Annotated in this window: 21 protein-coding genes; 12 read left to right on the top strand and 9 right to left on the bottom strand. The window is 71.4% G+C overall.

Annotated elements, in window-relative coordinates; all coding sequences use genetic code 11:
* Nucleotides 1–74: 74 nt before the first annotated feature.
* The 4 genes from SD460_RS33030 to SD460_RS33045 are packed head-to-tail and all read right to left on the bottom strand — an operon-like array spanning nt 75 to nt 5529.
* Entirely contained in the window at nt 75–1202 is a 1128-nt protein-coding gene (locus tag SD460_RS33030; protein WP_290054038.1) for a lactonase family protein, read from the bottom strand.
* Between the two features lie 48 nt (nt 1203–1250).
* Nucleotides 1251–2639, bottom strand: a complete 1389-nt coding sequence (locus tag SD460_RS33035; RefSeq protein WP_290054040.1) for a GntP family permease — start codon at nt 2637–2639, stop codon at nt 1251–1253.
* The gene (locus tag SD460_RS33040) at nt 2636–4231 is read right to left on the bottom strand and encodes an N-acyl-D-amino-acid deacylase family protein (protein WP_290054042.1); all 1596 of its coding nucleotides are present in this window, start codon (nt 4229–4231) and stop codon (nt 2636–2638) included. Before SD460_RS33040 ends, SD460_RS33035 begins: the two co-directional genes overlap by 4 nt.
* Complete coding sequence (locus tag SD460_RS33045) at nt 4231–5529, bottom strand: amino acid deaminase (RefSeq protein WP_290054044.1); 1299 nt, start codon at nt 5527–5529, stop codon at nt 4231–4233. Before SD460_RS33045 ends, SD460_RS33040 begins: the two co-directional genes overlap by 1 nt.
* A 151-nt stretch (nt 5530–5680) precedes the next feature.
* Between SD460_RS33045 and SD460_RS33050 the strand changes: the two genes are divergently transcribed.
* Genes SD460_RS33050 through SD460_RS33060 form a run of 3 tightly spaced genes read left to right on the top strand, consistent with a single transcriptional unit; the run spans nt 5681 to nt 7754 of the window.
* Nucleotides 5681–6616 (top strand): sugar kinase, encoded by a 936-nt coding sequence (locus SD460_RS33050; RefSeq protein ID WP_438860585.1) that lies wholly within the window; start codon nt 5681–5683, stop codon nt 6614–6616.
* Entirely contained in the window at nt 6613–7371 is a 759-nt protein-coding gene (locus SD460_RS33055) for an IclR family transcriptional regulator (RefSeq protein ID WP_318307198.1), read from the top strand. Before SD460_RS33050 ends, SD460_RS33055 begins: the two co-directional genes overlap by 4 nt.
* Complete coding sequence (locus SD460_RS33060; protein ID WP_290054049.1) at nt 7371–7754, top strand: RidA family protein; 384 nt, start codon at nt 7371–7373, stop codon at nt 7752–7754. Before SD460_RS33055 ends, SD460_RS33060 begins: the two co-directional genes overlap by 1 nt.
* A gap of 39 nt (nt 7755–7793) precedes the next feature.
* Here the strand turns inward: SD460_RS33060 and SD460_RS33065 are convergent, their stop codons facing one another.
* The 3 genes from SD460_RS33065 to SD460_RS33075 form a co-directional block, all read right to left on the bottom strand.
* Nucleotides 7794–8789, bottom strand: coding sequence for a 1-aminocyclopropane-1-carboxylate deaminase (locus tag SD460_RS33065; RefSeq protein WP_290054050.1), 996 nt, complete (start codon nt 8787–8789; stop codon nt 7794–7796).
* Complete coding sequence (locus SD460_RS33070) at nt 8786–9421, bottom strand: GntR family transcriptional regulator (protein WP_354670612.1); 636 nt, start codon at nt 9419–9421, stop codon at nt 8786–8788. Before SD460_RS33070 ends, SD460_RS33065 begins: the two co-directional genes overlap by 4 nt.
* A gap of 292 nt (nt 9422–9713) precedes the next feature.
* Nucleotides 9714–10067 carry a DUF1844 domain-containing protein gene (locus tag SD460_RS33075; protein WP_290054054.1) on the bottom strand — a complete coding sequence of 118 codons (354 nt, stop codon included), beginning with the start codon at nt 10065–10067 and terminating at the stop codon, nt 9714–9716.
* 200 nt (nt 10068–10267) lie between these two features.
* On the opposite strand from SD460_RS33075, the gene infC reads away from it, so the two are divergent.
* The 7 genes from infC (at nt 10268) to pheT (ending at nt 17028) form a co-directional block, all read left to right on the top strand.
* Complete coding sequence (gene infC, locus SD460_RS33080; RefSeq protein ID WP_043780275.1) at nt 10268–10885, top strand: translation initiation factor IF-3; 618 nt, start codon at nt 10268–10270, stop codon at nt 10883–10885.
* 68 nt (nt 10886–10953) lie between these two features.
* Nucleotides 10954–11148: a 50S ribosomal protein L35 gene (gene rpmI, locus SD460_RS33085; RefSeq protein WP_086672342.1), complete on the top strand. Its 195-nt coding sequence runs from the start codon at nt 10954–10956 to the stop codon at nt 11146–11148.
* Nucleotides 11149–11215: 67 nt separating this feature from the next.
* Nucleotides 11216–11590, top strand: a complete 375-nt coding sequence (rplT, locus tag SD460_RS33090; protein WP_086672344.1) for a 50S ribosomal protein L20 — start codon at nt 11216–11218, stop codon at nt 11588–11590.
* Nucleotides 11587–12402: a TrmH family RNA methyltransferase gene (locus SD460_RS33095; RefSeq protein WP_438860857.1), complete on the top strand. Its 816-nt coding sequence runs from the start codon at nt 11587–11589 to the stop codon at nt 12400–12402. The genes rplT and SD460_RS33095 overlap by 4 nt, the downstream gene beginning before the upstream one ends.
* A gap of 34 nt (nt 12403–12436) precedes the next feature.
* Nucleotides 12437–13270 (top strand): DUF6159 family protein, encoded by an 834-nt coding sequence (locus tag SD460_RS33100; RefSeq protein WP_318307199.1) that lies wholly within the window; start codon nt 12437–12439, stop codon nt 13268–13270.
* Between the two features lie 135 nt (nt 13271–13405).
* Nucleotides 13406–14467, top strand: coding sequence for a phenylalanine--tRNA ligase subunit alpha (pheS, locus tag SD460_RS33105; protein WP_290059471.1), 1062 nt, complete (start codon nt 13406–13408; stop codon nt 14465–14467).
* Nucleotides 14467–17028, top strand: a complete 2562-nt coding sequence (gene pheT, locus SD460_RS33110) for a phenylalanine--tRNA ligase subunit beta (protein WP_318307200.1) — start codon at nt 14467–14469, stop codon at nt 17026–17028. The genes pheS and pheT overlap by 1 nt, the downstream gene beginning before the upstream one ends.
* A gap of 182 nt (nt 17029–17210) precedes the next feature.
* Here pheT and SD460_RS33115 read toward each other — a convergent pair whose 3' ends face one another.
* Nucleotides 17211–17900, bottom strand: a complete 690-nt coding sequence (locus SD460_RS33115; RefSeq protein WP_290059478.1) for a DNA alkylation repair protein — start codon at nt 17898–17900, stop codon at nt 17211–17213.
* Nucleotides 17901–18093: 193 nt separating this feature from the next.
* Between SD460_RS33115 and SD460_RS33120 the strand changes: the two genes are divergently transcribed.
* Both SD460_RS33120 and SD460_RS33125 read left to right on the top strand, forming a co-directional pair.
* Nucleotides 18094–19677, top strand: coding sequence for an alpha/beta hydrolase (locus SD460_RS33120; RefSeq protein WP_290059481.1), 1584 nt, complete (start codon nt 18094–18096; stop codon nt 19675–19677).
* Between the two features lie 200 nt (nt 19678–19877).
* Complete coding sequence (locus SD460_RS33125; protein WP_290059483.1) at nt 19878–20375, top strand: helix-turn-helix domain containing protein; 498 nt, start codon at nt 19878–19880, stop codon at nt 20373–20375.
* 526 nt (nt 20376–20901) lie between these two features.
* Here the strand turns inward: SD460_RS33125 and SD460_RS33130 are convergent.
* The gene (locus SD460_RS33130; protein WP_290059484.1) at nt 20902–21870 is read right to left on the bottom strand and encodes a helix-turn-helix transcriptional regulator; all 969 of its coding nucleotides are present in this window, start codon (nt 21868–21870) and stop codon (nt 20902–20904) included.
* Between the last annotated feature and the right edge of the window lie 20 nt (nt 21871–21890).

Here is a 21890-nt window from a genome sequence, read left to right on the forward strand (position 1 = left end):
GGATCCTCCAGTGGGTACCCCTCGTGAGTGGTAAGTCGGGTTCTAACCCGACTTACCACTCACGAGGCTTGAGGTCAGGCGAAGTGGACGGAGTTGACGCTGCCGACGGCGAGCGAGCCGGCGACCGCGCCGGGCAGGCCGGTGGCGGGGTCGCGGGGCAGCCAGGTGACGGTGCCGGAGCGCTGGTTCGAGACGTAGAACCAGTTCTCGGCCGGGTCGAGGGCCACGTGCCGCGGCCAGTTGCCCCCGGTCGGCACGGTGGAGATCAGCTTCAGCTGGGCACCCGCGACGGAGAACGTCGCCAGGGTGTTGGGGCCGCGGACGGTGGCGTAGGCGAACTTCCCGTCCCGCGACAGGGTGATCTCGCCCGGGTACAGCTCGCCGGTGCTCCCGGCGGGCACGGCCGGGACGACGGAAAGCGCCTTCAGCGTGCCGGTGGCCGCGTCCCAGCTCGTCACCGTCACCTCCGGCCGCAGCTCCTGCAGCACGTAGGCGAACTTCCCGGTCCTGTCGAACGCGAGGTGCCTCGGCCCGGCGCCGGCGGGCAGTTTCAGTTGCTGGCGCAGGGAAAGCTTGCCGGTGGCGACGTCGAGCGAGTAGACGTACACCGAGTCGGCGCCGAGGTCGACCGACAGCACCCAGCGCCCGGTCGGGTCGTTGACGACCTGGTGCGCGTGGGCCTGCCCGGAATCGGCCTGGTGCGTCACGAGATCCGTCGCCGCGCCGAGCTTCCCGCCGGCCAGGATCGGCAGCACGACGACGCTGCCCGAGCTGTAGTTCGCGGCCAGCACGTACTTCTGGCTCGAATGCACGCTCAGGTGCGTCGGCGCGCCGCCCTTGGACGAAACCTTGTTGAGCAGCTTCGGGTTCGCGGCGTCGGCGACGTTCAGCGCCGAGACGAACCCGTTCGGATCGCCTTCGTTGGTGACGTACAGCGTCTTGCCGTCGGCGCTCCGGTCGAACCACGACGTGTCGGTGATCCCGGGGACGGTCCGGACGGGCCCGAGCGTGGCGCCCGTCCGGCTCGAGACGTCGAGGCCGTGCCCGTTCGCCCCGCTGGTGTAGCTGCCGATGTACACGGTTCCCCCGACGATGCAGCCCTTCGACGTGGTGGCCGCGGTGGCGAACTGCGCACCGAGAACGGTCGCGGCACTCGCCCCCGCGGCGGCACCGAGGAACGTACGACGGGAAAGTCCGGTCATCGTCTTTGTCTCCCAACGGTTCGGGCGGCGGCTTCCCTCCAGTATGGTCTAGACCACGGCCATGAGCAATGCCGAAGCCCCGAAACCGGAAAGGGAAAGCACGGTTTCCAGCGCCGTCCAGGACTTCAGCGTCTGCGGCACCGTCAGGTTGAAGTACCGCGAAACGATCCAGAACCCGCCGTCGTTGACGTGCGAGGCGATGATCGACCCGGCGGAGATCGCCATCACGAGCAGTGCCAGCTGGATCTGCGAATACCCGAGCTGCGCCACGGTCGGCGCGACGATCCCGCTCGTGGTCACGATGGCGACCGTCGCCGAACCCTGCGCGATCCGCATGCCGCAGCTGATGACGTACGCCGCGAGCAGCACCGGCAGGCCGGCGTCGTGCAGCGAATCGGCCACGGCCTTGCCGATCCCGGTGGCCGAGAGCACCGCGCCGAAGAACGCGCCCGCGCCGACGACCAGCAGGATCATCGCGACCGGCCGCAGCGACTTCGCGGCCAGCTCGTTGAGGTCCTTGCCGGTGAACCCGCGCCGCAGCCCGAGCAGCCAGGACGCGAGCAGCACGGCGACGGTCAGCGCGACCGCGGGTGTGCCGATGAACGCGGCGACCCCGGCGAGGGCGGAGCCCTTCGGCAGCCAGATGCTGCCGAACGTGCCGGCCAGGATCAGCACCAGCGGCACCGCGATGATCGCGGCGACCAGGCCCAGCGACGGCGGGTTCTCCTCCTTCTCGCCGTCCTCCTCGGCGAAGACCATCTCCTCGGGCACGTCGACGACGATCCGCTTGCCGATCCACGTCGAGTAGAGCACGCCGCCGATCAGGAACGCGGGGATGCCGCAGGCCAGGCCCATCAGGATGATCCAGCCGAGCTCGACGTGCAGCAGGCCGGCCGCGGCCACCGGACCGGGGTGCGGCGGCAGGAAGGCGTGCGTGATCGACAGACCGGCCAGCAGCGGCATCGCGTACAGCACCAGCGACTTGCCGCCCTGTTTCGCGGCGACGTAGACGAGCGGCGCCAGCACGAAGATGCCGATGTCGAAGAACACGGGGATGCCGAAGACGAACCCGGCGACGCCCATCGCCAGCGGCGCCCGCTTCTCGCCGAACGACCGCAGCAGCGCGCCGGTCAGCACCTTCGCGCCGCCCGAGCGTTCCAGGATCGACCCGAGGATCGTGCCGAGGCCGATGATCGCCGTGATGTGCCCGAGAATGCTGCCGAACCCCTTCTCCAGCAAGGAGTCCGACGCTTTCTGGGCCGAGCCGACGATCGTCCCGACGGGCAGGCCCGCGGCCAGCGCCGTCAGCAGGCCGACCACGATCAGCGCGATGAACGGTTCCAGCTTGAGCTTGATGATCAGCACCAGCAGGACGGCGATCGAGACGGCGGCGAGCGTCAGCAGCCCGCCCGTGGTGTGTTGCAGCCAGTGGATCATCGAGCTCTCCGGGGGTTGCGCAGGGAGTGTCCGGCGAGGGCGCCGGTGGGGGTTCCGTCGTCGACGGCCGTGACGCCGTTGACGAAAACGTGGGTGATCCCGGCGGCGGCCTGCCGGGGATCGTCGAAGGTGGCGGTGTCGGTGATGGTTTCGGGGTCGAACAGCACCAGGTCGGCGGCGTAGCCGGCGCGGACGAGCCCGCGGTCGGTGAGCCGCAGCCGCCGTGCGGCCCGCCCGGTCAGGTGGGCGACGCACTCGGCGAGGTCGAGCACGCCCAGCTCGCGGACGTACCGGGCCAGGTAGCGGGGGAACGTGCCCCACGCGCGCGGGTGCGGGCGGGCGCCGACGAGGAGCCCGTCGCTGCCGCCGGTGTGCGTGCGGTGCCGCATGATCGCCTGGACGTTCTCCTCGTGCCCGACGTGCATCAGGCACGACGTCCCGAGTTTTTCGTCCAGGAGCGTGTCGAAGTACAGCTTCGCCGGTTCGGTGCCCTGCGTGCGCGCGGACGCGGCGACACTGTGCCCGACGAGGTGGCCGTTGTGCTCGTGGCGGACGCCGTTGATTTCGATGGCGTCCCAGTCGATCGGGACACCGTGCGCACCGTCCGAACCGGACTCCTCGATCTCGGCGCGGATCCGCTCGCGTTGGGCTGCATCGGACAACCGGGCCAGGGTGGCGTCGAGCCCGCCTTCGGTGGCCCAGCTCGGCAGCAGCGCGCTCAGGTAGGTCGCGCCCGGGAGGTACGGGTAGGTGTCGAGGGAGATGTCGCAGCCGTCGTCGAGCGCGTCGTCGAGGAGCTTCAGCAGGCCGGGCGCTTTCCCTTTGTTCACCGAGAAGTTCATCGTGGCGTGCGCGAGGTGCAGCGGGCAGCCGGACTGCCTGCTGACGTCGATCATCTCGGCGAACGCCTCGAGCGCGCCCTTGCCGTAGCTGCGGTGGTGCGGGCTGTAGAACCCGCCCAGCTCGCCGACCACCCGGCACAGCTCGACCAGCTCGCTCGTCTCCGCGTACATCCCCGGCGTGTAGGTCAGGCCCGACGACATCCCCATCGCGCCCTCGGCCAGGCCGGTCGCGACGAGCTCCTTCATCCGGTCCAGTTCGGCGCCGGTGGCCGGGCGGTCGTCCCAGCCGACGGCGAGCATCCGGACCGTGCCCTGCGGCACGAGGTAGGCGGCGTTGACGGCGATGCCCCGGTCGAGCCGGTCGAGGTACTCGCCGACCGAGCGCCAGTTCCAGTCGAACCCGGCCGGGTCGTCGTTCCAGCCCGCGAGCTGCTGCCGGAGCGCTTCGAGCACGGTGTCGTCGACGGGAGCGTAGGACAGCCCGTCCTGGCCGAGGACCTCGGTCGTGACGCCCTGGGTGATCTTCGCCGGGTGCTCCGGGTTGGCCAGCAGCTGCAGGTCGGAGTGCGAGTGCATGTCGATGAACCCGGGCGCGAGCACGAGCCCGCCGGCGTCGATGGTCCGGCGTCCGGCGAGCGACCCCGCTTCGGCGACACTCGCGATCTTGCCGCCGGTGAGCCCGACGTCGTGGCGGGTGAGCGGGTCGCCGGTGCCGTCGGCGACCAGCGCGTTCTTGATGACGACGTCCATCAGAACCACGTCCGGACGAGGTCGACGACGGTTTCGCCGTCGGCCGCCGTCACCGGCAGCAGCGGCCACTTGTCGAACACCGTGCACGGGTGCGAGAGGCCGAGCCCGATCCAGTCCCCGACCTCGACCGGCGACCCCGGCGGCAGCGTCAGGAACGCGTGCTGGTCGTTCATCTTCGCCACGATGTGGCCTTCGAGCGGCTCCGCGGGCCCGTCCGGCGTGCGGCGCAGCTGCGGCTCGGGCATGCCTTCGTCGAAGGACGCGTCGCGCTTGCCGATGGTCAGCAGCGCGAGCTCGGCCGACGGCTTCGACGTCACCTGCGCCCAGGCCCGCAGTGCCGGCCGGAAGGACTCGACGCCGTCGATGCGCGGGTGGTCGCCGAGCGGGGAGATCTCGCGGTAGAAGCCGTCGTCGTGGGTGAGGTAGGCGCCACTGCGCAGCACCGGCAGCACGTCGAGGCCGTCCGGCCACGGCTTGGTCAGCTCGTTCGCCACCTGGTCGAAGTAGGCGCTGCCGCCGGCGGTGACGATGATCTGCCCGTCGAGGAGTCCCTTGTCCGCGAAGGAGATCGCGAGGTCGCGCAGGCCGTCCACATAGGAACTGATCTTGGCGAGCGCGGCTTCGTCGGTGTGGTGCGACAGGGCGCCTTCGTAGCCGCCGGTGCCGCGCAGCCGCAGCACCGGGCTGGCGTCCACCGCTTCGGCGACGGCCCAGGCGGTCTCGGTGTCGCGGACGCCCGTGCGGCCGCCGTCGGCACCGAGTTCGAGGAGGACGTCGACCGGGCGCTCGCTGCCCGCGAGTGCTTCGGTCATCAGCTCGACGCCGCGGACCGAGTCGACCCAGCAGAGGAATTCGAAGTCCGGGTCCGCCGCCAGCTCGCCGGCCAGCCAGCGCAGGCCGGCCGGGTCGAGGAGCTGGTTGGCCAGCAGGATGCGCGAGACGCCGAAGTGCCGGTAGATCCGGAGGTGACCGGCGTTCGCGCAGGTCACGCCCCACGCGCCGTGCTCGATCTGGCGCGCGAACAGCTGGGGTGCCATGGTCGTCTTGCCGTGCGGGGCGAGCACGACACCGCGGGCGGCGCACCAGGCGGCCATCGTGCGCAGGTTGTGCTCGAGAGCTTCGTCGTCGATCACGACGAAGGGCGCGAAGAACCCGTCGGTGAAGAGGTTGAGCCGGCGTTCCGCGGCGTCTTCCAGGGTGAGCCCGGTCAGCGCGGGGGCGGCGGAGCGGAAGCGCCAGTCGACGCGCTCCTGGCGGAGGGCGGCGAGCGCGGCGGTGTTCATGGTGCAGTCGTTCATCGGCGGCGACCTCTGTTGCGTATGTTGCAACGACTGTTGCGCATTTTGAGTGCCATAGGTGTAGCATCCGGGTCGCCACAGGTCAACGGGGTGAAGGGCAGGGAGACGGACAGTGACGAGCGGGCCCGAGGTGTTGTGTGTCGGCGAGTCGATGGCGATGTTCGTGCCCGCCGAGCCCGGTCCGCCGGACGAGGTGAAGCGGTGGCTGCGCACGATCGGCGGCGCCGAGTCGAACGTGGCCTGCAACCTGCCGGCGCTCGGGGTGACCAGCGGCTGGGTGAGCGCGGTCGGTGACGACCCGTTCGGCCGGGCCCTGCTGCGCGAGGTCGGATCCCACGGCGTCGACGTCAGTGCGTGCACCGTCGACCCGGCGCGCCCGACCGGGCTCTACATCAAGGAAAGCGGCGCCGGCGGGAGCCCGGTGCGCTACTACCGCTCCGGCTCGGCCGCGTCCGGGATGGGCCCGTCGCTGCTCGATCGGCTCGACCTCGGCGGCGTCCGCGTGCTCCACCTGTCCGGCATCACGCCGGCGCTGTCCGACAGCTGCCTCGCGCTGGTCCGCGCGCTCCTGGCGATGCCCCGCGGTGACCGGCTGATCTCGTTCGACGTCAACTTCCGCCCCGCGCTCTGGACCGGCCGCGACCCGGCGCTGCTCGCGGAACTGGCCGGGCAGGCCGACATCGTGCTGACCGGCGACGACGAAGCCCAGCGCGTGTGGGGGACCGGCGACCCGGCCGAACTGCGCGCTCTCCTGCCGGGTCCACGCACGCTCGTCGTCAAGCACGGCGAGCGCGGCGCGACCCTGGTGGAAGGGGAGCCGCTGTTCTCGCCGGCGCTGCGCGTCGACGTCGTCGAGCCGGTCGGCGCCGGGGACGCGTTCGCCGCCGGCTTCCTCGCCGCGACCCTGCGCGGCGCTTCCCCGCTGGAACGCCTGCGCCAGGGGCACCTGCAGGCCGCCGCGACCCTGCTCACCCACGACGACGTCGGGGTACCGCTGCCCCGCACGGTCGTGGCTACCCTGCTGCAAGCCGACCCGGACGAGTGGCGTGCCGCGCGGCTGACCGGAGAGGGTGTGGTGCTCACGTGAGTCAGAGCTTGGACCGCGCGCTGACGCTGCTGAACTCGATCGCGAAGGACGCGCGCACCCTCGACGACCTGGCCGACGAGATCGGCGTGCACAAGTCGACCGTGCTGCGGCTGCTGCGCACCCTCGAACAGCACCACTTCGTCCGGCGCGAGGGCACGCGGTACTACCGGCTCGGCAGCGCCATGTTCGACCTGGCCAACCAGGCGCTCGACTCGATCGACGTCCGGCGCAGCGCCCAGCCCGCGCTGGCCGCGCTCAACGCGCACACCGGTCACACCGTGCACCTGGCCAGCTACGACGACGGCGAAGTCGTCTACATCGACAAGTACGAAGGTCGCCACTCGGTGCGGATGTACTCGCGCGTCGGCAAGCGCGCGCCGCTGCACTGCACGGCGGTGGGGAAGGTGCTGGTCGCCGCGATGCCCGCGGCCCGCCGCGAGGAGATCGCGCGGTCCATCGAATACCCGGCGCTGACCCCGAACACGATCACGACGCCATCGGACTTCCTGGCGGAGCTCGAACGCGTGGCCGACCGCGGGTACGCCGTCGACAACGCGGAGCACGAGGACTTCATCCACTGCATCGCGGCGCCCGTCCGCGGCGCGGACGGCGAGGTGCTGGCCGCGGCGTCGATGTCGGTGCCGAAGGTGCTGCTCGACTACGAAGGCCTGCTCGCACTGGTCCCGGACCTGCGGGCGGCGACGCACGAAGCTTCCGTCCACAGTGGATGGACGGGGAACGGAAAGGGGCACTGATGAGCAAGACGGCAGTTTCCACCGAGAACGCGCCGAAGCCGCCGGCGAAGTTCTCGCAGGCCGTCCGCAAGGGGAACCTGCTGCAGGTCGCCGGCCAGGTCGCGTTCGACCCGGCCACGAACGAGATCGTCGGCGACGACGTCGTGGGCCAGACCCGGCAGACGTTCAAGAACATCGAGGCCGTGCTGGCCGAAGCGGGCTCGAGCCTGGCCGACGCGATCATGGTCCGGGTGTACCTGACCGACACGGCGCACTTCGCGCCGTTCAACGAGGTCTACAACGAACTGATCGGCGACGGCCCGCACGCCGCGCGCACGACGGTGTACGTCGGCCTCCCGGGCGAGCTGCTCGTCGAGATCGACGTGCTCTGCGTGCTGGACTGAGCCCCCGGTGGGCCGGGTTTTCGCCCGGCCCACCGGTTTTCAGCCGAGGACGCTCGTGTAGCCGTTGAGCGCGAGCTGCCCACCGAGGTGGGCGTAGAGGACGGTCGAGTCCTTCCCGATCTCGCCGCGGCCGACGAGGTCGATGAGGCCCGCCATGGACTTGCCTTCGTACACCGGGTCGGTGATCATCCCTTCCAGCCGGGCACACGTCTCGATCGCGTCCACAGTGGACTTGTCCGGGATCCCGTAGATCCCGGCGTGGTACCGGTCGTCCAGCTCGACCTCGGGGATCTCGCCGGCGCCGATCAGCTCGGCGGTGTCGCGCGCGATCCGCGTGATCTGTTCGCGAGTTTCGGCCGGCTTCGCGGAGGCGTCGATGCCGAGGACGCGCCGCTTCTTGTGCCCGGCCACCCCGGCGACCATCCCGCCCTGCGTGCTGCCGGTGACCGAGCAGACGACCACGGTGTCGAAGAAGACGCCGAGTTCTTCTTCTTGGCGTTCCAGTTCGACGATCCAGTTCGCGAAGCCCAGCCCGCCGAGCCGGTGGTCCGAGGCGCCCGCCGGGATGGCGTACGGCTTCCCGCCACCGGCCTCGATCTCGGCGACCGCGTCCTCCCAGGCCTGCTTGAACCCGATCCCGAAGCCGGCCTGCACGAGCCGGACGTCCGCGCCGAGGATCCGCGAGAGCTGGATGTTGCCGACCTTGTCGTAGAGCGGATCGTGCCAGTCGACCCAGCTTTCCTGCACGAGCACGGCCTTGAGCCCGGCCCGCGCCGCGGCGGCCGCGACCTGCCGGGTGTGGTTGGACTGGACGCCGCCGATCGAGACGAGCGTGTCGGCGCCTTCTTTCAGGGCGTCCGCGACGAGGTACTCGAGCTTGCGGGTCTTGTTGCCGCCGTAGGCGAGCCCGGAGTTGACGTCTTCGCGCTTGGCCCAGATCTCGGCCCCACCGAGGTGCGCGGTGAGCCGTTCGAGCGGGTGCACCGGCGACGGCCCGAACAGCAACGGGTAGCGCGGGAAGTCGGCGAGGGTCATCGGTCCTCCAGGAGGTCGGTCCAGATGGTGGCGATCACGGAGACGGCGGTGGCGGCGTCGTGGGCTTCGAGGGCGTCGATGAGCTTCGTGTGGCGCAGGACCGAGTTCCAGGCGAGCGCGGAGCTGAACCGCGCGTGCTCCAGCCGGCGCAGCAGGGGGGTGTAGCGGTCGAGCGTCGCGGCGACGGCGGCGTTGCCGGCCAGCCGCACGGGCACGTCGTGCAGTTCGTCATCCGCCTTGACCGCGGCTTTGACGTCCCCGGCCTCGATGGCCTTGGCGAACCGATCATTGGCGGCCCGCATGGCGGCGATGTCATGGGGGCGGCATTTCGCGGCAGCCTGCCGGACGGCGAACTCGTGCAGCACCCGGACGATCTCCCGCGCGTCGAGGACGTCGGGCGACATCACTTCGGAGACGCGGGTGTAGCTCTGGGGCTTGGAGTCGACGAGCCCTTCTTCCGCGAGCCGACGGAGGGCCTCGCGGACGGGGGCCTTGGAGAGCCCGAGCTGCTCGGCGAGGTCGCCGTCGCGGAGTGGGGCACCGGGTGGGAGGGAGCCGTCGACGATGGCCTGCCGGATGTGGTCGTACGCCTCGTCGCGGAGGAGCGGGCGGACGACCTTGGGGAGACTCACATGTAACATGTTAGATGTGAGTTGGCGGGAGAGCAAGGGTGCTGATCGGCCTTGGTGCTCTACCTATGTCTGCGCGACCTGCGCGCCCAGTGTTGCCTGCGCGGCCGGTACCGCCGACTCGCCGCCCGCACCGCCTGCGCGCCACTCGCGACGCCCCGCGACCCGCAGGCACCCCAGCCGCCCGTGCCACGGTGCGTCTCATGCACCCAAGGCGGCCTTCGGTGCGTGAGACGCACCGAAGGCCGCCTTGGGGCGCTGGGTCCGGTACCCCGCCGAAGGTCGGGGCGGAGGCTCAGTAAACCGGGCCGGTGTACTTCTCCCCAGGCCCCTGACCAGGCGGATCAGGCACGACGGACGCTTCCCGGAACGCCTTCTGGAGCGACTGCAGACCGTCCCGCAACGGGCCGGCGTGCAGGCCGAGGTACTCGGCGGAAGCCGTCACCAGGCCGGCGAGTGCGGTGATCAACCGGCGGGCCTCGTCGAGGTCGCGGTGCGGGGAGGTCTCCGGGTCTTCGTCGGCGAGGCCGAGCCGCTCGGCGCCGGCCGACAGCAGCATCACCGCCGCGCGGCTGATCACCTCCACGCTCGGGATCTCCTCGAGCTGCCGGGCGGAATAGGGGGGCTGTTCGGGGGGTTGTTCTGACACGTCTGGTACCCTTCCACGAGCGACCAGCCCCCGAGCGATCGGGGGCGGCAAGTGGAGCCCCGCTCCCACCCGCGTCACCGTACAGGTGTCCGGGTCCGGTCTCGCCCGGACGTCATGTCCAGGGTGAAGAAGTGTCCTCCGGGGCACGATCGGAAACAGAGTGGGCCCCGCGCACCGACAGGTGACGGGGCCTTCGCTATGTGGGCACCAGGTCGAACGAGAACAGGAAACATTCCTCGGACCAAGGAGGCCCCATCAGCTCCGAGACACGCATCAACGACCGAATCCGGGTGCCGGAGGTCCGACTCGTCGGGCCCGCCGGTGAACAGGTCGGCATCGTCCGGATCGAGGATGCGCTGCGCCTGGCGCAGGAGAACGATCTCGACCTCGTCGAGGTCGCGCCGCAGGCCCGCCCGCCGGTGTGCAAGCTCATGGACTTCGGCAAGTTCAAGTACGAGAGCGCGCAGAAGGCTCGCGAATCGCGGCGCAACCAGCAGCTGACCGTCATCAAGGAACAGAAGCTGCGCCCCAAGATCGACCAGCACGACTACGAGACCAAGAAGGGTCACGTGTCGCGCTTCCTGGCGGCGGGCAACAAGGTCAAGGTCACGATCATGTTCCGCGGTCGCGAGCAGTCCCGGCCGGAGCTCGGCTACCGGCTGCTGCAGAAGCTCGCCGAAGACGTCACGGAGCTCGGCTTCGTCGAGTCGTCGGCCAAGCAGGACGGTCGCAACATGATCATGGTGCTGGCCCCGCACAAGAACGTGAAGCCGAAGGCGAAGGCCGAGGCGGCCCCCGAGCCGACCCCCGACGCGTAGGCGCCGACCAGCACGAGTCAGCGGCTCACCGGAATCTCCGGTGAGCCGCCGCACGAAAGAGGACTGAAATGCCGAAGATGAAGACCCACAGCGGGACGTCCAAGCGGATCCGCGTCACGGGCACGGGCAAGCTGCGCCGCCAGAAGGCCGGCCGCCGCCACCTGATGGAGAAGAAGTCGAACCGCCTCACCCGCCGTCTCGAGGGCACCACCGAGCTGGCGAAGACCGAGGCCGGCCGCGTCAAGCGCCTGCTCGGCATCTGATCCCGCAGAACTTGCTGTAACCACCCGGGGCGTCCCCCTCGCCCCCTGAGATCGACAGGATGGACCCGTGGCACGCGTCAAGCGGGCGGTCAACGCCCAGAAGAAGCGTCGCGCAACTCTCGAACTGGCCAGCGGCTACCGCGGCCAGCGTTCGCGGCTGTACCGCAAGGCCAAGGAGCAGACGCTTCACTCGCTCAACTACGCCTACCGGGACCGTCGTGCCCGCAAGGGTGACTTCCGCCAGCTGTGGATCACCCGCATCAACGCGGCGGCCCGCGCCAACGGCGTGACCTACAACCGGTTCATCCAGGGCATCAAGGCCGCTGGTGTCGAGGTCGACCGCAAGATCCTCGCGGACCTCGCCGTCAACGACGCCGCCGCCTTCACCGCGCTGGCCGAGCTCGCCAAGGCCAACGTGAACACCGAAGCGAAGTCGGCCTGACCGGCAGCTTTCCCCGGCCCGGGGCGGATCCGTTCACCGAACGGACCCCCCGGGTCGTTGCTGCGCGCAAGTTGACGCGGCGCGCGGAGCGCGACAAGACCGGCCGCTTCCTGGCCGAAGGCGCCAACGCCGTCGAGGCCGCGCTGGCCGGCGGCACGGTGCACGAGCTGTTCGTCACCGCCCGCGCGGCGGAGCAGCACGCGGACCTGGTCGACGCGGCCCGCGAGGCCGGCGTCGCCGTCTCGCCGATCACCGACCGCGCCGCGGACGGGCTGTCGGAAACCGTGACGCCCCAGGGCATCGTGGCCGTCTGCGCGCTGCTCGACCGGCCGCTCGAAGAGGCCGTGACGCCGGGCGCCCGGCTCGTCGTGGTGCTCGTCGACGTCGCCGACCCCGGCAACGCCGGCACGGTCATCCGCGTCGCCGACGCCGCGGGCGCCGACGCGGTCGTCCTGGCCGGCGACACCGTCGACCCGCACAACGGCAAGTGCGTCCGCGCCGCCGCCGGCAGCCTCTTCCACCTGCCGATCACCCGGGTCCGGGACGTCCCCGCCGCGCTGGCCGCCTGTTCGGCCGCGGGCCTGCGGACGTTCGCCGCCCACGGCTACGCCGACGCCGAACTCGATCGGGTGGATCTCGCCGCCCCGACCGCGTGGGTCTTCGGCAACGAGGCCCACGGCCTGCCCGCCGACGTCCTCGAGCGGACGGACCTCGCGGTCCGGATTCCCCTGTACGGCAAAGCGGAGAGCCTCAACCTCGCCACCGCGGCGGCGGTCTGCGTCTACACGAGCGCGCTGGCGGCCCACCGCTAGGCTCTCCCGGACCAAGACCGTTCCGGGGGAATCCATGGGCAAGCTCGCCCGTTCGTACGCGTTGTTCACGGCTTCGTTGCGGGTGCTGCGCGCCCACAAGGGCCTGGCCTGGTTCACGGTGCTGGCCGGCCTCGCCGGGTTGTTCGTCGCCGGGGCGTTCCTGACGCCGGCGTTCTTCCTCTCCCACGTCCAGCTCACCGACGGCGGCCGCCCCACGGCCGGGTCGTGGGTGCTGCTCGCCGCCTTCTACGTCGTCTCGGCGTTCGTCGCGATCTTCTTCAACGCGGCGCTGATCTCCCAGGCCGACGTCGCGCTCCGCGGCGGCGTTCCGGCGGTCGGGGCGGGCCTGGCCGCGGCCGCGCGCCGGTGGCCGGCGCTGCTCGGCTGGGCCGCCATCTCCGCGACGGTCAGCCTGGTCCTGCGCGCGATCGAGGAGCGGCTCGGCTTCCTCGGCCAGTTCGTCGCGGGACTGATCGGCCTGGCCTGGCGGCTCACGACGTTCCTCGTGCTGCCCGTCGTCGTGCTCGAAGGTGCGGGCGTGAAGGCCGGCGTCCGGCGGTCGGTGGAGCTGTTCCGCCGGACCTGGGGAGAGAACGCCGCCGGCGGTATCGGGATCGGCCTGGTCGGCTTCATCCTCAGCCTGGCGGGCTACGCCGTGCTGGTGCTCGCCGGCTTCCTGCTCGGCGGCGGCGCGGCCACCTTGTTCGCCTGCCTCGGCCTCGCGCTCGTCTGGTCGGTGCTGGTCGCCGTCTTCACCGCGACTTTGTCCGGCATCTACCAGACCGCGCTGTACCGCTACGCCGCCGAGGGCGTGGTGGCCGGCGAGTTCGCCGAGGCCGACTTCGCCGGGGTTTTCCACGCGCGTTGAGCGCGCGTCCGCGCGGCCCCGGGCCGACCGGGGGCGCGCGGACCCGATCCCATAGACTTTTCCCGCCTCTGACCTCTCGTGCGCCGCGTGTCCGGCGGCGCCCGAACAACCAGTCCCAGCGGACGCCGAGGAGTTATGTCCGGAGCCAAGGAAAAGGAAGCCCAGGGCGCGGTATTGGCCCCCGAGACGCTGCAGGAGGCGGTCAAGGCCGCCGAAGCGGCGTTCGCCGCCGCGACCGGGCTCGAGGCGCTGGCCGAGGTCAAGCCGGCGCACCTCGGTGACCAGTCGCCGGTGGGCCTGGCCCGCCGCGCGATCGGCGCCCTGCCCAAGCAGGAGAAGGCCGAGGCGGGCAAGCGCGTCAACGAGGCCCGGCAAGCCATCCAGGCGGCCTTCGACGCCCGCCGTGCCGAGCTCCAGGTGGAGCGCGACGAGCGTGTCCTGCGTGAAGAAACCGTCGACGTCACCCTGCCGTGGGACCGTGTCCCGCGGGGTGCCCGCCACCCGATCAGCACCATCTCCGAGCGCGTCGCGGACGCGTTCGTCGCGATGGGCTACGAGGTCGCCGAGGGTCCGGAGCTCGAAGCCGAGTGGTTCAACTTCGACGCGCTGAACTTCGGCAAGGACCACCCGGCCCGCCAGCTGCAGGACACCTTCTACGTCGGTGAAGAGGACTCCGGCCTGGTGCTGCGCACGCACACCTCGCCGGTGCAGGCCCGCACGCTGCTGCACCGCGACCTGCCGGTGTACGTCGTCTGCCCGGGCCGGACGTACCGGACCGACGAGCTCGACTCGACGCACACCCCGGTGTTCACCCAGGTCGAGGGCCTCGCGGTGGACAAGGGCATCACCATGGCGCACCTCAAGGGCACCCTGGACGCCTTCGCCCGCGCGATGTTCGGCGAGAGCTCCAAGACCCGCCTGCGCCCGCACTTCTTCCCGTTCACCGAGCCGTCCGCCGAGGTCGACGTCTGGTTCGAGGAGAAGAAGGGCGGCCCCGGCTGGGTCGAGTGGGGTGGCTGCGGCATGGTCAACCCGAACGTGCTGCGCGCCTGCGGCGTCGACCCCGACGTGTACTCGGGCTTCGCCTTCGGCATGGGCATCGAGCGCACCCTGCAGTTCCGCAACGGGATCCCGGACATGCGCGACATGGTGGAAGGCGACGTCCGCTTCACCCTTCCCTTCGGAACGGAGGCGTAGTGCGAGTCCCAGTCAGCTGGCTGACCGAACACCTCGATCTCGCTGAGGAGGTCACGCCGCAGGACCTGGCCGACGCCTTCGTGCGGATCGGGGTCGAGGTCGACGACCTGAGCGAGCTCGGGCCCGTGACCGGGCCGCTGGTCGTCGGCCGGGTGGCCGAGATCGAAGAGCTCACCGAGTTCAAGAAGCCGGTCCGGTTCTGCCGCGTCGACGTCGGCGAACCCGCCGACGAAGCCGAAGAGCTGGACGACGAGGACGAAGACGAGGACGACGAAGCCGGCGAGTTCGACGAGGGTCCGCACGGCATCAAGACCCGCGGCATCATCTGCGGCGCGCGCAACTTCACCGAGGGCGACCTGGTCGTCGTCGCGCTGCCCGGCGCCGTCCTGCCCGGCGGCTTCGAAATCGCCTCCCGCAAGACCTACGGCCGCATCAGCGACGGCATGATCTGCTCGGCCCGCGAGCTCGGCCTCGGCGACGACCACACCGGCATCCTCGTGCTGCCGTCGGGCACGGCGAGCCCGGGCGACGACGCCCAGGAGCTCCTCGGCCTGAACGACACGGTCATCGAGCTGGCCCCGACCCCGGACCGCGGCTACGCGCTGTCGATCCGCGGTCTCGCGCGCGAGCTGTCGAACGCGCTGGACGTCCCGTTCGGCGACCCGGCGCTGCTGGAGGTCCCGGCGGCCGAAGGCGACGCCTGGCCGGTCCACGTCGAGGACCCGGAAGGCTGCCCGCGGTTCGTGCTGCGGCGGGTCACCGGCCTGGACGCGACCGCGCCGACCCCGTGGTGGATGCGCCGCCGGCTGATGCTGGCCGGCATCCGCTCCATCTCGCTGGCCGTCGACGTCACCAACTACGTGATGCTCGAGCTCGGGCACCCGCTGCACGCGTTCGCCACCAAGGCCATCCAGGGCGACCTGGTGGTCCGGCGCGCGAAGGCGGGCGAGAAGCTGACGACGCTGGACGACGTCGAGCGCGCGCTCGACCCGGACGACATCGTCATCGCCGACGACAGCGGCGTCATCTCGCTGGCGGGCACGATGGGTGGCGCGAGCACCGAGATCACGACGGAGAGCACCGACGTGCTGCTCGAAGCCGCGCACTGGAACCCGGCGGCGATCAGCCGCACCGCGCGCCGGCACAAGCTGTTCTCCGAGGCCGCCAAGCGCTTCGAGCGGTTCACCGACCCGCAGCTGTGCCCGGCCGCCGTCGAGCTGGCCGCCCGCCTGCTGCGGCAGTACGGCGACGCCTCGATCCGCCCCGGCCGCACCGACGAGGGCGAGGTCAAGCCGAACCCGCCGGTCGTCATGCCGATCAACCTGCCCGACAAGGTCGCGGGCGTGAACTACAAGCGCGGTGTCACGGTCCGCCGGCTCACCCAGATCGGCTGCAAGGTCTCGGTGAGCACCGGCGACGACGGCACCGGCCTGGTCACGGCGATCCCCCCGAGCTGGCGCGGCGACCTGCGCCAGCCCGCCGACCTCGTCGAAGAGGTCCTGCGGCTGGAGGGCTACGACAGCATCCCGTCGACGCTGCCCGCCGCCCCGGCCGGCCGCGGCCTGACCGACGCCCAGCGGCGGGTGCGGAGCGTTTCCCGTGCCCTCGCCGAGGCGGGGTACGTCGAGGTGCGCCCGTTCCCGTTCGTCGGCGACGCGGTGTGGGACGCCTTCGGCCTGCCGGAGGACGACGTCCGCCGCAACGCGGTCGTGGTCCGCAACCCGCTGGAGGCCGACCGCAACCGGCTGGCCACCACGCTGCTGCCGGGCCTGCTGGACACGCTGCAGCGCAACGTGTCCCGCGGGATGAAGGACGTCTCGCTGTACCAGATCGGCCAGGTCGTGCTGCCCGCGCCGAACCCGCTGAAGGTGCCGGACCTCGGCGTCGACCGGCGGCCGAGCGACGAGGAGCTGGCGCTGCTCGAGGCCGCGGTCCCGCCGCAGCCCCTGCACGTCGGGGTGGTCCTCGCCGGCAACCGCCACCGCGCGGGCTGGTGGGGCGGCGGCGAGCAGGCGAACTGGGCCGACGCGGTCCAGGCCGCCCGCACGATCGCGGAGGCCGCCGGCGTCGAGCTGACGGTCCAGGCGACCGACCTCCCGCCGTGGCACCCGGGCCGCTGCGCCCAGCTGCGGGTCGGCGACTGGCCGGTCGGCCACGCCGGCGAGCTGCACCCCAAGGTGGTCGAGGCCCTCGGCCTGCCGCCGCGGACGGTCGCGATGGAGCTGGACCTGGACGCGATCCCGCTGCCGGACTCCCGCCCCGCCCCGAGCGTGTCGGGTTATCCGCCGGTGCTGCTCGACGTCGCCCTCGTGGTGGCCGCGGAAGTGCCGTCGGCGGACCTCGCCGCGGTGCTGCGCGAGGGAGCGGGCGAGCTCCTCGAGGACATCACGCTGTTCGACGTGTACGCGGGCGAGCAGGTCGGCGAGGGCAAGCGTTCCCTGGCGTACAAGCTCCGCTTCCGGGCGGCCGACCGCACCCTGACGGTCGACGAGGCCACCAAGGCCCGCGACGCGGCCGTGGCGGCCGCGGCCGAGCGCTTCGAGGCGGCTCTGCGCGCCTGACGGAACGCACCACGCCGGACGCATCACGCTGGAGGAGAGGGGCCGGGAGACCGGCCCTTCTTCGCGTTCCGGCACGGTCGCGCCCGGACCGGCGGGCCGCTGGGGCGTCGGCCGGGAGCGTCGCGTTCCCATCCGTGGGGCGAGGGCGCGCTCGGGCTCGCCGGCTCGTGGTCCGGCGGCGCTCAGCCGATGTGCTTGAGCGCCTCCCTCCGCGACAGCCCGGACAGCCCCGGGTGGTCGTCCACGAAGGACCGCACCCAGTCCGGCGATGTCTTCGCGTACTCCCGCAACGCCCAGCCGATTCCCTTGCGCAGGAAGAACTCCGGCTCGGCGATCGCGGGTTCGATCGCGCGGGTCAGCAGGTCCGTGTCGGTGTCCTCCTTGGCGCCGACCTGGCAGATGATCGCCGTCCGGCGGCGCCACAGGTCGAGGTCGGCCGCCCAGCTCAGCATGACGGGCGTCAGCCGGGCGCGGTCGGCGCGGAGGATCGGCCCGATCCGGCGGATCGCCAGCTCGTCCACGTGGTCCCACCAGGCCCCGCTGACGATCATTTCCTCGTACATCGGCACCAGTTCCGCGTCCTGCCACGCCCGGTACGCCCGATGACCGGAAAGATCGATGGCCGCGTAGCGCTCTTCGCGGAATTCGGCGGTCCGCCACAACTCCAGGACGGTCGCTGAATATGTCACCCGATCGGGCAGTATGTGGTCGGCGAGCACCCGCTTGAGCAGCACGCTGCGCTGAGGTTTCGCCACGCCGCGGAACGGCATCGCCGACTTCATGTACGCCTGCATCGCCGGCGCTTTCCCCGGGTCGGCCAGCTCCGCCAGCCCGGTGCGGATCGCCTTGACCAGCCGATCGTCCACGTTCATCCGTCCTCCCTGCGCCTTCCGGCGACCCGGAGCGTACTTCCGGCCACCGACAGTTCCGGGGCTCGGCGGCGGGCGCAGGTCCCGACGAAAGGCGGATGGCGGAAGTCGCGCCGGTCGGCGAGATTGTCCAGGGTTGCCGGTAGTTTCGTCGAAATACGGCGAACTCTGTCGAATGCGGACGAAAAGGACGACTGTGAAAAGAATCGTTGCCGCCGTCGCCGCCGCGGGGCTCGCGGCCGGGTTGATGGCCGCCGCGCCCGCCGCCTCGGCGGATCCCGGGGTGCAGTTCACCCCGGCGCCGATCGCCTGGGGGCCCTGCGCGTCGGCGAGCCTCAAGGCCAACGGCGCCGAGTGCGGCTTCCTCGAGGTGCCGATGGACTACGCGAAGCCGGGCGGGGCGAAGGTCTCCGTCGCGGTGTCGCGGATCAAGCACAAGACCGCGCAGTCCCAGGGCATCATGCTGGTGAACCCGGGTGGCCCGGGTGGCTCCGGCCTCGGCCTCTCGGTGCTCGGCAAGTACGTGCCGAACCACGCAGGTGACAACTACGACTGGATCGGCTTCGACCCGCGGGGCGTCGGGTCCAGCAAGCCGTCGATCAGCTGCGACGGGAACTACTTCAGCTACAACCGGCCGGCGTACGTGCCGACCACGCCGCAGCTGGAGAAGACGTGGCTCGCCCGCTCGAAGGGGTACGCCGACGCGTGCCGCAAGAACGGCGAAATCCTCGACCACATCAAGACGACCGACGTCGCGCAGGACATGGACAGCCTGCGCAAGGCGCTGGGCGAGAAGCAGATCAACTACTACGGCTTCTCCTACGGCACCTACCTCGGCCAGGTGTACAGCACGCTGTACCCGAAGAACGTCCGGCGGATGGTGCTCGACGGCAACGTCGACCCGCGGAAGGTCTGGTACGAGGCCAACCTCGACCAGGACGTCGCGTTCGACAAGAACATCAAGATCTACTTCGACTGGCTGGCGTCCTACGACAACGTCTACCACCTCGGCAAGACCGGCGGCGCCGTCGAGAAGCTGTGGTACGACACGCAGCGCAAGCTCGCCAAGAACCCGGCGGGCGGGGTCATCGGCGGCGACGAGTGGACCGACGTCTTCCTGCAGGCCGGCTACTACGTCTTCGGCTGGGTCGACATGGCCAAGGCCTTCGACGGCTACGTGCACAAGGGTGACTGGCAGACGCTGAAGGCGCTCTACGACAACTCGAACCCGCCCGGCGACGACAACGGGTTCGCCGTCTACCTCGGCGTGCAGTGCACCGACGTGCAGTGGCCGACCAACTGGAACAAGTGGCGCGCCGACAACTGGATCACCTACTTCAAGGCCCCGTTCGAGACCTGGGGCAACGCCTGGTTCAACGCGCCCTGCGTGTACTGGCCGGCGAAGGCGGGCAAGCCGGTGAACATCGACGGCGGCAAGGTCGCCGGTGCGCTGCTGATCAGCGAGGAGCTCGACGCCGCCACGCCGTACGCGGGCAGCCTCGAGGTCCGCAAGCGGTTCCCGAAGTCGAGCCTGATCAGCGCGCCGGGCGGTACGACGCACGCCGGTTCGCTGTCCGGGGTGTCCTGTGTGGACGACAAGATCGCCGACTACCTGGCGACCGGCGCGCTGCCGAAGCGTCAGCCCGGCAACCACTCGGACGTCCAGTGCGACCCGGTGCCGGCGCCGGTGCCCGACGGCGCCGCGGCGCAGAAGTCGGACAGCTCCGCGAAGGCTGCCCAGGAGAAGCAGAGCACGCTGGCACAGCTGCTGCACTTCTGAGCGGAAGTTCCACCCGGTGCCCCGGTCCGGCTCGTCCGGACCGGGGCACCGTCTTGTCCGCGGGTGTCTCATCGTCGCCTCCTCGTGACGCGGTGTGGTCGAGGGGGACGTTAGGGGAGGGGTCCGACAATTTCGGAGCGAAGTCGGCCGTGAGCAGCGCGTGGCCAAAAATTGTCGGGGGTGCGCGCTAGCTTCGGGTCATGTCGATCATCGAACAGCGCCGGACCGAGTTCCGGGCAGCCGAAAACACCTACCGCCTCGTGGTCTCGACCAGGACGGACGTCGACCGCGCCGAACCGACCCCCAGGGTCATGATCACGCTGGAAGCCGGCGGCCCCGGCGGCGAACCGGTCGCCGAGGGCAGCCTCGACCTGGACGTCGCGGTCGCGGCCACGGTCGCCGACCTGGTCGCGGACGAGCTGCTCGCCGCGACCGGCACGGCCCGGCCGCCGCGGCGAAGATCCGCCGGCCGCCCCGCCCAGCAAGGGCGCCCGTGGAACGAGGAAATGGACGCGGAACTGGAGAGCCGCTGGATCGCGGGCGAGAGCGTCGCGGAGATAGCGACGGCATTCGAGCGCACCCCCGGCGGCATCCGCGCCCGCCTGCCCCGCGTCGGCTGCGACCCGGAGAACCCGGGCTGCTACCTCCCCGTCCCGCCGAGCAGGCGCACGGACCTGGACGGAGCCGAGCCGAGCTGACCACCGGTGGTGGGCCGGCCCCCGACGGACCGGCCCACCACCCCGATCCGGGGGAGGAAATCCGGTGAGTAGAACAGCGAAGAACGACCGACCCGCGCCGTCGGTCGCCTGCCGTGCTTGGTTGGCACGATCTCCGGGTCCGGGGCAGACCGGAGGACACGGCGCCCGACTGGTGGGCGGGAGGGTTCGGCCTCCGGCTCCAGAGCGCACCGGAGGCGCCTCGGCGCCAGTCGCCGACCGCGCCCAGGCGGCTGTCGCTAGCGGCGCCAGGCTGGTGGGCGGGCGGGCGTGGCCGCGGGGGCCAGAGCGCGCCGGTGGAGGCGCGGTGGTTGTCGCCTGCCGTGGTCGGTAGGTGCGGTCTCTGGCGACAGAGCGCGCTGGTGACGATTCGGCGGTTGTCGCCTGCCGTGCTTGGCGGGCCCGGCCTCCGGCTCCAGAGCGCGCCAGAGACTCCCCGGCGCCAGTCGCCGACCGCCCCCAGCCCGCTGGAGTGCGACCCCGACCCGGCGGAACGGCGTCGTCCCGCTCACTCCACCACCGGCACACCCGCCGCCGCGATGGCGCGGGCGCCCAGCACCTTCAGGTGTTCGACCAGTTCCGCCGGCTCCTCGACCGTGAACCCACACCCCAACCCCAGCAGCCGGAACGCGAGCCAGTCCAGCGTGTCCGAGTGGCTCCGCCACCGGCACCGGCCGTCGCCCAGGTCGGTCAGCTCGCCGGGCGCCACCCCGAGGCGGGGCGCGATCTGCGTCGCCGGCTCGGCCAAGACGGCCACCGCGCGGTACGTCGGCGCGAGGTCGTAGAGGCGGTCGACGACGTAGGCCGCCAGGTCCGTCGCGGGCGGGCGGCGGGGGACCACCCGGCCGCCGGTGGCCTGGGCGTCGCGGACGCGGTCGGCGCGGAAGACGCGCCAGTCCGCCCGGTCGAGGTCGTAGGCGACCAGGTACCAGCGTCGGCCCGCGGCGACCAGCCGGAGCGGCTCGGCCCGGCGCCGGGTCTCCGCCCCGTCGTTCGCCCGGTAGCGGAAGCGGACCGTCTCCTGGTTGGTGATCGCGCCGGCGAACACCGTCAGCTGCGCCGGATCGACGACGGGTCCGGTGGCCGCCACGGCGACCGTCGCCGTACCTATAGCGCCCACCCGGCGGCGCAACCGCGCGGGCAGTACCTGCTCCAGCTTGGCCAGCGCCCGCACCGACGCTTCCTCGATCCCGGAAACGGACTGTCCGGCGGCGGTCCGCAGCCCCACGGCGATCGCGACGGCTTCGTCGTCGTCGAGCACCAGCGGCGGCATCGCGGTGCCGGCGACCAGCCGATAGCCGCCCGCGACGCCGCGGCTCGCCTCGACCGGGTAGCCCAGTTCGCGCAGCCGGTCGACGTCGCGGCGGATGGTGCGCGGGCTCACCCCGAGCCGGCCGGCGAGTTCGCTGCCCGGCCATTCCCGGGGCGTCTGGAGCAGCGAGAGCAGGCCGAGCAGCCGGGCCGGGGTGTCCGTCATGCGCTCAGCATCCCAAGGTG

It is taken from the genome of Amycolatopsis solani (genome assembly GCF_033441515.1).
In the GTDB taxonomy this organism is placed as follows: domain Bacteria; phylum Actinomycetota; class Actinomycetes; order Mycobacteriales; family Pseudonocardiaceae; genus Amycolatopsis; species Amycolatopsis solani.